Below are 11,878 nucleotides of genomic sequence, written 5' to 3'. Positions count from 1 at the left end.
TCTTGAAAGAAACAAGCCCATCTGAAGTCAGGTGGGCTTGTCTGATAATAACGTAACCTATGATATAACGTATTGACAATATAGACGTTTTTTTTGACTTCACTCTTCTGAACTCACCTGCACACCCATCATTAGTTCACTTATTTACTTTTCTGAGTCAATTGCAGAGAGCTATCATTGATTTCAAATGTCTTGTTTTTTAGCATCTTTATTACCTCTGCACTCGCCAATAGTGCCGGGCCATACCCGTGAGCTGCATACGGATTAATGGGTCGGTGATAATAGAATGCCGGGTCAAAACCCATACCCGTACCCACGCAAACGCCTTCAACCTGACCGTTTTGGGTAACTTTTGTGGCTAACGCGTTCCAGCCAAGTAAGGTTGCCGGGGCATACGCCAGCGGATCGAGCCAGCCTTGATTAATAGCGTGCGCAAAGCAGTAAACATAGATAGCCGTTGCCGATGTTTCCAGATAGGAATCGTTCCGGTCGAGCAGCTGGTGCCAGAATCCTGAACCCGACTGCTGGGCCGCCAACCCTTTGGCATGAGCTTTCAATAAATCAAGAATAGCCGGTCGGCCGGGGTGGTTGGCGGGCAGCACATCCAATAATTCAACGGCGGTCAGGATACCCCAGCCATTGGCCCGCGCCCAGTGAAACTCGGGGTGTACGGTCATGCCTTCAACCCAACCATGCATGTACAATCCTTTCTGCTGGTTAAACATCCGTTTTGAAAACTGCGTAACCTGCTTCACGGCTTCGTCGTAATATTTTTTGTCGCCGGTGAGTTTGCCCATCTGCGCCAGTGCCGGAACGCTCATAAACAGGTCATCGAGCCAGAGCGTGTTCGGTTGGGGCCGATTGCGGGCCAAGGTTCCGTCCGCTAACCGGTATTCTTTTGTCTGGATGTAGTTGATGTAATTATCGATCATGGGCCGTAGATTGGCTTTCACACCACCGGCGCGACTGGCCTTGATCATGGCGGCACACATGGCACCGGCATCATCTAGGGCGTGGGGGGCCATTACCGCCCGCATAGGCGTGTTGGCCTTCGGATCGGCCGTCACCTGAGCGCGGAAATACGGCACCTGATCGGCAATAAACTGAAGCCGTTTGTTTGTATAATCAGCGTATTTGGCATCGCCGGTCGCTTCACTGGCCAGTAACATGCCGGAATACGTGACGCCCCATTCATAACTAATCAGCCGGAAATCGCCCGGTTTGAAAATGGCGTTTTGGTTGAAAGTGCCACCGGATGTTATATCTTTTTTTGTCTCTTTATCAATGAGTTGCGTAGGCGTATTGGCTTCTAGATAGGTATAGATTCGATCGAGTACCTTCGTGACATCCTCAAGTTTTGGCTGACCGTAGGGAACCGGGTAATCAGGCTGGAGCAAATGCAGGGGCGTGGTAGAGTCGTTGGCTTTAGGGGCACCAGGTTGGGCATGGAGTGTGCCGCAGGCAAGCAAGCCAGCGAGAAGTAAACCCACTGGACGACAGGTTACGAAGCGGGCTCTGGATATAGACATGAACATGATAGGTGTTGCAAATCGAGCGTTTAGAAATACGGATTGCGGTGGGTTAATTAACAACTGCTGTTTATAATAGACCAAATATTGCCAAACTCTACTGGCGTTCTATCATGTACCCTCCTGCCAGATTCAAAATAGGAACAGCCTGCACAAAACTTTCGGGTTCGTTGCCGGGTTGTTTTTACAGGCGATTTACTCGCTAATTCATTAAAAAGTTGTTTCATTCATGGCAGATAACACCAAAATTGCACTCATCACGGGTGGCTCAAAAGGCATTGGCTACGGCATTGCGGAGGTTCTAATTCGTGACGGTATTAAAGTGGCCATTACCAGCCGTTCGTCGGTAGCGGCCGAACTGGCAGCCGCTAAACTCAATGAAATCAAACCCGGCTATGCGCTGGGTATTGCCGCCGATGTGCGCGATCTGGCCTCCCAGGAGCAGGCTGTGGCAACCATACTGGCCAAATGGCATCAACTCGACTACGTGATTGCCAATGCGGGCGTAGGTCATTTTGCGTCAATTCAGGAGCTTACTCCCGAGCAATGGCACGAAACCATTGACATTAACCTCACGGGTGTTTTCTATACGGCAAAAGCCACGCTGGCTTCGTTGAAACAAACTGAAGGGTATTTTATCTCTATCGCGAGTTTGGCCGGTACGAATTTCTTTGAAAAAGGAGCGGCTTATAACGCGAGTAAATTTGGCCTGGTTGGTTTCTCGCAGGCCATTATGCTTGATTTGCGTAGCGAAGGGATCAAAGTGACGACCATCATGCCCGGCTCTGTAGCGACCTATTTCAATGACCACGAACCGAATGAGAAAGACGCCTGGAAAATTCAACCCGAAGACATTGGGCAGATCGTGGCTGATCTTATTCACATGCCTGCCCGGACGCTTCCCAGTAAGATTGAAGTTCGCCCTACGCGGCCGGGAGGGAAGTAGTAAGCTTCATCAATGCGTTTTACCATTTAACTAAAAACATTGATGATCAATTGAAAATTGGCTTATCTTGGTGAGGAACACTAACTCTTTTACTATGCTCCTCACCAAGGTACAAATGACCAGCTCACTAAGCCACTTTCTCGGCTTCTTTTTGCTGGCTTTATTAACGACTCCGGCACTCTATGGGCAGACGGTACCAGCCGCTAAAGCACCCGTTGCCGGGTTTGATATTCCAGTCGACTATTACAAGCTACCCAATGGATTGCGGGTCGTGTTGTCGCCCGACCACACTAGTCCAACCGTAACCACGGCAGTGTACTACAACATCGGCTTTCGAATTGAGCCGAAAGATCGTACCGGCTTCGCCCACCTCTTTGAGCATATGATGTTTCAGGGCTCGCAGAATTTAGGGAAAATGGAGTTTATTCAGTTGGTGCAGAAGAACGGGGGCATTCTGAACGGCTCCACTCGTTTTGATTTTACCAACTATTTTGAAACGCTCCCGGCGCACAAGATGGAAACCGCCCTATGGGCCGAAGCGGACCGTATGAAGGGATTAGCCATTACGCAGGATAATCTGACCAACCAGCAGGGAGTTGTGAAGAGTGAAGTACGGGTCAACGTACTCAATGCGCCCTACGGTGGTTTTCCGTGGCTGGATATGCCGCAGTACGCGAACACCAACTGGTATAATGCGCATAATTTTTATGGCGATCTTAAAGACCTCGATGCCGCTAAATTAGACGACGTAAAGAAATTCTTTAAAACGTATTATGTGCCTAACAACGCCGTTCTGGCAATTGTAGGCGACTTTGAACCCGCCGAGGCTAAGCGTTTTGTCGAAAAATATTTTGCCGGTATTCCATCCGTGCAACTACCTACCCAGCCCGATATTTCGGAGCCCCGTCAGCAGAAGGAAAAGCGGGCTATCAAGAAAGATTCGCTGGCAACTAAACCCGCACTGGCATTCGCCTATCACATGCCGGATCGGAATACCCCCGAATACTACGCCATGGGCCTGCTCGATCAGTTGCTGTTACAGGGGAACGACAGTAAGCTCTATCAGGCACTGGTGCAGAAAAAAGGATATACCAGTACGGTATCTGGCGGTATCAACTATCTGGGCAACATGTTTAACTACAAAGGCCCGATGGTTTGGATGGGCGATCTGATTCATGACAGTACCGTACCTGCCGATTCAGTCGTGCGGCAGTTGGACCAGGTCATTGCCGACATTGACAAAAACGGTGTCACACAGGCGCAGTTAGACCTGGCGCGGGTAAAGCTCCGGTCTACCCTATACGATGAGATCAGTTCTGGATTCGGCCGGGCTGACATGCTGGCTTCGCTTGCCCTTTTCGATAATAAGCCGGATCGAATCAACTCCCTCGAAGACGAATTTCGGAAGATAACCCCCGCTCTCATTCAGCGCACCGTTCGCGAATACCTGCGCCCGGCCAATCGCACGCTCCTGTTGCTCGAACCTGTTAAAAAAGCTAATTAATCCATGAAGCGCATCCTCTTATTGCTCACGGGCCTAACCTTACTGGCGGGTTCGGTAATGGCTCAGAAACAAACCCCGCCTGAAGGTGGCAAACCCAAGGATTTTATTTTGCCAAAGCGGCAGGTGATTACCCTGGAAAACGGATTAAAGGCCTCAATGGTACCCTACGGCACTGTTCCGAAGGTAACCATTACGATGATTGTGCGCACAGGAAACATGCACGAAAAAGCCAACGAAAGCTGGCTCTCCGACCTGCTGGCCCAGTTGATGCAGGAAGGAACAACCTCCCGCACAGCACAGGCCCTGTCGGAAGAGGTAGCCCGGATGGGTGGCTCATTATCCATAAGTTCTAATTTCAGCGCCATGATGGTGTCGGGCTCGGTGCTGTCGGAATATGCGCCCGCTCTGGTGAGCCTGCTGGCCGATGTGCTGATGAATCCCCGGTTCCCGGCTTCGGAAGTCGACCGGCTGAAAGCGGATCTCAAGCGGCAGTTAACCGTGCAGAAAGACCGCCCGCAGTCGCAGGCCAACGAGAAGTTTGCAGCCGCTATGTACCCTGACCAACCCTACGGTCGGATTTATCCAACCGTAGAGATGATTGCCAATTATGATCTGGCCAAAATACGTGGTTTCTATGATGCCCAGTTTGGAGCGCAGCGTACGCAAGTGTATGTAGCCGGTAAATTTGATGAAGGTGCCGTTGAAAAAGCCATTCGTACATCGCTGAGTAGCTGGCGTAAAGGGCCAGCCCTGGAAATACCGATTGCCAAACCATCTACAAACAAGGGGTTTGCTTTGATTGACCGCCCCAGCGCACCCCAGTCGACCCTCATCGTGGGACTGCCCATACTTGACCCGTCGCAGCCAGACTACGTGTCGATGGTTGTGGCCAACTCGTTACTGGGTGGTTCATTTGGATCGCGTATTACGAGCAACATCCGGGAAAACAAAGGGTATACCTACTCGCCTTACAGCTCGATCAATAGTTACTACCGGGGGGGCACCTGGACTGAACGCGCCGACGTAACGACGGCCAACACGGGGGCGTCGCTGAATGAAATCATGAAAGAAGTGAACCTGTTGCGAAGTACGGCCCCGTCGAAGGCGGAGTTAACGGGTATTCAGAATTATGAATCCGGGATTTTTGTGCTTAGAAATTCCAGCCCGATGGGTATTATTAATCAATTGTCGTTCGTGGATTTTCACGGATTAGATGAAAGTTACCTGACTAATTACGTTAAAAACGTTATGGCTATTACGCCGGACCAAGTGCAACAGGTTACCCAGAAATACATCAACCCACAGAATATGACGGTGATCGTTGTGGGAGATCGCAGCAAAGTAGAGGGTCAGTTAACGGACTATAAACCAGCTGGTAAACTGTCGGGGAGCAAGTAGTTGATTGACCGGAAACAGATGCGGTGCGGCAGCAGGCGGTTCATTCAGCTACTACCGCACCGTTTTCTGTTTGCGCCATCGGTTTGGCAGTAGTCTAGCCCCGAAGCAATAGCCAGGCTTCTTCGTTGTTTTGTTGTATCGCTAAATCAAGAGCGGTAAGTCCTCGAACATCCTGAATGGATGTATCGGCGCCAGCGTCAAGCATGACTTTTACTAACTTATTACGGCCAAACAATGTAGCAAACATCAAAGCCGTACCACCATTGCCATTCTGTAAATTCAGGTCTGCACCCTGATCGATTAGCAGTTGAGCAATTTCAGAATAGCCTTTAAAACAAACACCCATCAGGGCCGTATTGCCGCTCACGTCCTGTACATCTACATCGGCCCCGGCGGACAAAAGTGTCTTTGCCGCTTCCAGATGACCATCATAGGCCGCTAAAATTAAGGGAGTAAAACCTTTGTCGTTGTACGTATTAACGTTAACACCGGCATCTAATAGTTGTTGTATATAGGTAACATCACCCTTGCGAGCGGCATCGAAAAGTAGGTCTTCGGGTCGGTCTGAGGAAAAAGACATAATAGATCTGTATTGAGTTTCTTGAAAATTGTGGCTACCAGATAGGTAAACAACAGAAAACCGATTGTTTCTTTTAAAACATACAAAGTCTATGATACAGGCTCCGAAAAGTCAGGAAAAAATAACGACTCGCTGCTGTATCGTAGGTGGTGGACCGGCCGGAATGATGCTTGGTTTTCTGCTGGCGCGTTCCGGTGTTGAGGTCGTCGTTCTGGAAAAACACAAAGATTTTCTGCGCGATTTTCGGGGCGATACCATTCATCCCTCAACGCTGGAATTACTGGTTGAACTTGGCCTGTTAGATGAATTTCTTCAACTTCCGCATCAGGAACTTCGAACGGTTCAGGCAACAGTCGAGGGGAAAACTATTCCCATCGCCGATTTTGCCCATTTGCCAACGCACTGCAAGTTTATCGCTTTCATGCCTCAATGGGATTTTCTGAATTTTTTAGCCGACAAAGCGAAACAGTACCCCACGTTTCACCTGCATCTGGAAACAGAAGCTACTGATTTGATTGAAGAAAATAAACAAATTGTGGGCGTAAAGGCTATCACGCCCGATGGCGAGCTAACTATCCGGGCCGATCTGGTGGTGGGCACAGATGGACGAAAGTCTATTATTCGGGAAAAAGCGGGCCTCTCTGTGCAGGATTTTGGCGTACCTGTAGATGTACTCTGGACACGGATTCCGAAAGACCCGGCGCTTGGCGAAATGTCGCTGGGCTATTTTAAGTCGGGCCAATTTATGGTTCTAATTGATCGGCATGATTATTTTCAATGCGGCTACATCATTCCTAAAGGGCAATATGAGTCGATAAAAGAGCGGGGTATTGTTGCCTTACAGGATAATATCCGGAAGCTGGCCCCCTTTGTAAATGACTATGTAAAGGAGTTGAAAACCTGGGATCAGATCAGCTTGCTAACCGTGAAAATTGACCGATTGCGGCAGTGGTATCGACCCGGTCTACTCTGCATTGGGGATGCGGCCCACGCCATGTCGCCAGCGGGTGGAGTAGGGGTTAACATGGGTGTTCAGGATGCCGTCGCCACCGCTAATCAACTGACCGCGGCACTTCAAAAGGGGGGCGTAGGTATTGACCAGCTGGCACGTGTTCAGCGACGACGACAATGGCCAGTACGAGTGATTCAGACCGGTCAGATTTTTGTTCATAAGCGACTGATCAATGCGTCTGTTGTTAAACCAGCAGTCATTCCTCCCTTCATTCTCTGGCTATTCCGGCAGGTGCCATTTATTCGTAGACTACCCGCTTATTTAATTGGTGTGGGACCGCGCCCCGAACATATACGCACGAAGTGAATCATTTTCTATGGCGATACAGGTTGGGATGGATGCTGATTTAAGAAACTGATATCACCTGCCATCTACATGTTCACTGCCTTCACGGCTTGTCCATCCCGAATCTCTTCCGACGCTTTTTTTACGATGGGCATACCCGCCTGTACGTCGCCAAATACTTCCACCAGCGTATCCACGACATTACCTTTCTGCACCGATACCCATTGCGCCCGGTTGTCGTTCACTTTAATAACGAACATTTTTTCGCTCGAACTGACCACCGATGTCGTCGGTACAAACATTGTTTTGCCTGAGCGGGTAACGGGCATTGTCACCTCGGCATACATGCCCGATTTGAGTTCATGGGAGGCATTAACAACATCAAATTCGGCCATCATGGCGCGGTTGGCTTCCACCAGACTCTCTGCCGAACGAGCCAGTTTTGCATTAAAATGCCGGTTAGGCATGGCGTTGACGGTGAAGGATACCGCACTTTTCGTTTGTAATTGATTGGCAAAGGTTTCGGGAATGGCGACGGTCAGGCGTAAGGTGCGGCTGTCTTCCAGCACAAACAGGGGTTTGCCGCTATCGCCCGCGCCAACCAGCGCACCGGGGCTGATGTTCCGCTCAATCACCATGCCGTCGAAGGGAGCCGTGATGGTGAGGTATTGCCGCAGTTCGGTTTTGGCCTGGTAGTTGGAGCGGGCAGCCTGTACTGTTCCCCGCGCCACGGCGACCATCGCGCTGTCGCCCTGCATTTTTGCCAGTGCCTGATCCAATTCGTTGGCTGATACCGCCCCTTCCATTTTGGCCGTTTGCACCAACCGGTTATAGGTCAATCGGCTGGCACGGGCACGGGTTGTTTGCTCCACCAGCGTAGCTTCCTGCGCCTGAACCTGCGCCTGTGCCTGACTCAGTTCCGATAGCACTTCGGGCGCGTCAAGTCGGGCCAACACCTGTCCTTTGCGAACCAGTGTGCCCCGGTCTACGGAGATGTCGCGCACAAAACCTTTTACTTTGGCGTAGATGCTTACCTTGTTCCAGGGCTTCAATTCCCCAGGCAACATAACCCGGTTGCTGGGCTGTAAGGCTTGCACTGCCGTTACTTCAACCTGTTGTACCTCCGGCTCTTTAGCAGCAGCCGGTTTATTGTCGCTGCTGGCCGATGAACAGGCCGTAAACCCAACGGCAAGGGAGGCAATTCCGAGTAGCGTTACTAGCGGTTTCATCGTCAGAAAAGAACAAAAGGGTGAATGTGCGAAAGAGCGATTAATGATTGGGAGATGCATGTCTGATTCAATTGAACGTGGACAGGAGATACATACGAATGTTGGCTACACACTGGGACTTAGCTCCCGATGATAGAATTTGCTTTCGGGATCATCCGGATCGAGCGATACCGATTGCGTGGTGGCAGTTGACTGGAATTGCGTAAACACACAAGGCAAAATCAGCAGAGCCGCCAGCGTTGAGGCAATCAATCCGCCAATAACCGCCTGACCGAGCGGGGCAATCTGGTCACCCCCTTCGCCAAGTCCCGATGCCATTGGCACCATGCCCGCAATCATGGCGATACTGGTCATCAGAATAGGGCGAATCCGGCTGTTGGCGGCCAGCACCACAGCCTTGCGTGTGTCGCCTATTTCCAGCCGCAGATTCTCGGCATTAGTCACCATCAGAATAGCGTTGGCTACCGATACCCCCACCGACATGATCAGGCCCATATAGGATTGCAGATTGAGCGTGGCCCCACAGGCCAGCAGCATCAGCAAAGCCCCTGCAACCACCGCCGGGATGGCGGCCAGAATCACCAGCGATAATTTGAACGACTGATAGTTAGCCGCCAGTAACAGGAAAATAATCACAATGGCAACCAGCAAGCCCGTTTGCAGACTGCTCAGTGTATCGGTCAGCAGGGTGGTTTGTCCACCCAGTTCGACCAGCACACCACGGGGCGGCTCACCCGCTTCTTTGATAGCCTGTTCAACGGCTTTTCGAGCTGTGCCAAGGTCTTTTTTCTGCAAGTTGGCCGTTATCGTTACAAGCCGGTTTGGCCCGGCGCGGTCGTATTCGCCGGGGGCTGTCCCTTCCGAAAACGTGGCTACGTCTGACAGAACAGGGTGCATCTCGCCACTTTTCAGGGGGATGTTGCCAATGTCGCTGGCGCTACTCATCTGATATTCGGGAATCTGTACCTGCACCTGATAGGCCAGCCCTTTCGATTCATCGAGCCATAGATTTTTATCGGTAAAACGGCTGGACGAGGTTGCCGCCACCATCGACCGGGCGACCTGCGTAGAGGTTACGCCCAACTGGCCCGCCCGTTCGCGGTTCATCGTCACTTTCAGAACCGGGTAGGCCAGTGGCTGGGCAATCTGCACATCGCGCAGGAAGTCAATTTTTAACATCCGCTCCCGAATCTTGTTGGCAAATCGGCCTGCTTCGCTCAGGTCTTTGGCCGCAACCGTCACTTCAATAGGCGTCGACGCGCCCTGACTCATGATCTTTTCAGTCAGCTCAATTGGCTCGAAGGAGATGGTGGCCGTGGGCAAGGCTTTGGCAATCCGTTTCCGGAGATCTTCCTTCAAATCGTCCATCTTCACCGGATGCTCTTCCTTCAACGATACTTGTAAAACAGCCTCGTGCGGGCCGCTGTTGAACACAAAAATGTTGGACGTTCCGTAGCTGGATGGTACTGTGCCAACATAGGCCGATGAAATTTCTACCGCATCTGCCCCTACCGATTCCTTAATAATATCGAGTACTTTCAAGGTCGCGGTTTCGGTGCGTTCAACCCGCGTGCCATCGGGAATACGCAGGCGCATCTGAAACTGGTGACTGTTGCCGTGGGGTAAAATATCCGTTCCGATCACCATAAAGCATACGACGATAATGGCCATTGTACCTGCCAGATAGCCACCCACAATCAAGCCACGGCGGTTCAGGATTTTTTCGAGCACCGTCGAATACCGCTGTTTGAATTTCTCGAATCCTTTGGCGTTGGCTACCGGGTGAGCGCCTTCTTCCAGCATGGCATGGCGTTCCTGCGCATCCAGTGCCAGTGTCGGGGCTTCGTGTTCGGGATGGCTTTTCAGCAGCCAGTTGGCCAGTACCGGCACGAATGTTTGTGAAAGCAGAAACGACGCGATCATGGCAAAGCCAACCGAGAGTGACAGTGGAAGGAACATGGAACGCGGCACACCACTCATTACGAAAGCAGGGGCAAATACGGCCAGAATCGCCAGCAGAATCAGAAATTCGGGAAAAACGATTTCCTTACAGGCATCCCATATCGCCACCGCTTTGGGCTTGCCGGTTTCCAGATGCTGATGAATATTCTCAATCGTCACCGTGGCCTGATCGACCAGAATTCCGATGGCCAGCGCCAGACCCGATAGGGTCATGATATTGATGGTTTGTCCGCACAGATTCAGCATAATCACCGCCGACAGAATCGAGATCGGGATGGTTACGACCACAATGATCACACTGCGCCAGTCGCGCAGGAAGAGCAGCACCATCAAACCTGTCAGAACAGCCCCCAGAATACCCTCTGTCACCAGACTTTTCAGGGCGTTGGTCACGTATACCGATTGGTCGAATTCGTACGAAATCTTGACATCTTCCGGTACCGCAGCCCGAAGTTCGGGCAGGGCTTTGCGGATGTTGTTCACCACATCGAGCGTCGACGCGTCCGATTTTTTTACTACCGGAATATACACCGCCCGACGGCCGTTTACCAGTGCATAACCCACCGTAACGTCGGCACCATCCTCTACCGTACCAATATCCCGAACGAAGACCGTTGGACCCGAACCCACCCGGATAGGTATATTCAGAAAGTCTTCGGGCCGTTTTACCAGCGAGTTCACCGGGGTCATCAACGCTCTGTCGCCAATACGGATGTTCCCGGCGGGCGAGGGCTGGTTGTTGGTAATAATCGACTTGATAACCTCTTCGGGCGTAAGCTGATAGCTGCGAACCAGTTGCGGATTCACCTTGATTATTACCGTTCGCTGGTTACCGCCAAAGGGTGGGGGACTGGATACGCCCGGAATCCGGGAGAACATGGGCCGCACCCGCGAGGAGGCATAATCCTGAATTTCGTTCAGCGAGCGACTTTGGCTTTCGAAAACCAACTGCCCCACCGGCACCGAACTGGCATCGAAACGCACCACCTGGGGCGGTACGGTGCCCTCGGGCATGTAGGCTTTGGCCCGCGACACGTTGTTGGCCACTTCGGCAGCCGCCTGTGCCATATCGGTGCCAGGGTAGAACGAAAGTTTGATGAGCGATAACCCCTGAATGGTCTTTACGTCAATGTCGCGGATACCCGACACATACAAAAAGTGATCCTGATAGCGAGTGGCAATAAAGCCGTCCATCTGGTCGGGTGCCATCCCGCCATACGGCTGCACCACATAAATAGTGGGCAAATCGAGGTTCGGGAAAATATCCACCGGAATGGTGAACAGCGACATGACCGAAAAAAACAAAAGCCCCATAACCGCCACTACCACCGAAATGGGTTTACGCAGCGCAGAACGAATAATGTTGTACATATAATTATATGGTTTGTGGTATATGGTTTTCGGTTTGTGGTTTTCGGTTGGCTGACGCAAAA

Annotated in this window: 8 protein-coding genes; 4 read left to right on the top strand and 4 right to left on the bottom strand. The window is 51.3% G+C overall.

The features are described from left to right. Nucleotides 1–140: 140 nt before the first annotated feature. The gene (locus CWM47_RS09210; RefSeq protein ID WP_240625814.1) at nucleotides 141–1,529 is read right to left on the bottom strand and encodes a glycoside hydrolase family 88/105 protein; all 1,389 of its coding nucleotides are present in this window, start codon (nucleotides 1,527–1,529) and stop codon (nucleotides 141–143) included. Between the two features lie 229 nt (nucleotides 1,530–1,758). Here CWM47_RS09210 and CWM47_RS09205 point away from each other — a divergent pair, with 229 nt between their 5' ends. From CWM47_RS09205 to CWM47_RS09195, 3 genes are all read left to right on the top strand, one after another. After that, nucleotides 1,759–2,475 (top strand): SDR family oxidoreductase, encoded by a 717-nt coding sequence (locus CWM47_RS09205; protein WP_100987699.1) that lies wholly within the window; start codon nucleotides 1,759–1,761, stop codon nucleotides 2,473–2,475. A gap of 94 nt (nucleotides 2,476–2,569) precedes the next feature. Then, complete coding sequence (locus CWM47_RS09200) at nucleotides 2,570–3,979, top strand: M16 family metallopeptidase (RefSeq protein WP_100987698.1); 1,410 nt, start codon at nucleotides 2,570–2,572, stop codon at nucleotides 3,977–3,979. Between the two features lie 3 nt (nucleotides 3,980–3,982). Further along, complete coding sequence (locus CWM47_RS09195) at nucleotides 3,983–5,377, top strand: M16 family metallopeptidase (protein ID WP_100987697.1); 1,395 nt, start codon at nucleotides 3,983–3,985, stop codon at nucleotides 5,375–5,377. A 94-nt stretch (nucleotides 5,378–5,471) separates the two neighbouring features. Here the strand turns inward: CWM47_RS09195 and CWM47_RS09190 are convergent, their stop codons facing one another. Further along, nucleotides 5,472–5,957, bottom strand: coding sequence for an ankyrin repeat domain-containing protein (locus tag CWM47_RS09190; RefSeq protein WP_100987696.1), 486 nt, complete (start codon nucleotides 5,955–5,957; stop codon nucleotides 5,472–5,474). Nucleotides 5,958–6,048: 91 nt separating this feature from the next. On the opposite strand from CWM47_RS09190, the gene CWM47_RS09185 reads away from it, so the two are divergent. After that, nucleotides 6,049–7,275 (top strand): FAD-dependent oxidoreductase, encoded by a 1,227-nt coding sequence (locus tag CWM47_RS09185; protein ID WP_100987695.1) that lies wholly within the window; start codon nucleotides 6,049–6,051, stop codon nucleotides 7,273–7,275. Between the two features lie 65 nt (nucleotides 7,276–7,340). On the opposite strand, the gene CWM47_RS09180 is transcribed toward CWM47_RS09185, so the two are convergent. Both CWM47_RS09180 and CWM47_RS09175 read right to left on the bottom strand, forming a co-directional pair. Next, a complete protein-coding gene (locus CWM47_RS09180) occupies nucleotides 7,341–8,483 on the bottom strand; it encodes an efflux RND transporter periplasmic adaptor subunit (protein ID WP_100987694.1) in 1,143 nt (380 codons plus the stop codon). A 105-nt stretch (nucleotides 8,484–8,588) separates the two neighbouring features. Further along, a complete protein-coding gene (locus tag CWM47_RS09175) occupies nucleotides 8,589–11,816 on the bottom strand; it encodes an efflux RND transporter permease subunit (RefSeq protein ID WP_100987693.1) in 3,228 nt (1,075 codons plus the stop codon). Nucleotides 11,817–11,878: the final 62 nt, after the last annotated feature.

It is taken from the genome of Spirosoma pollinicola, assembly GCF_002831565.1.
Taxonomy (GTDB): Bacteria; Bacteroidota; Bacteroidia; order Cytophagales; family Spirosomataceae; genus Spirosoma; species Spirosoma pollinicola.
Note: the sequence above shows the minus strand (reverse complement) of the source record. Positions and strands in the feature narration are given on the sequence as shown.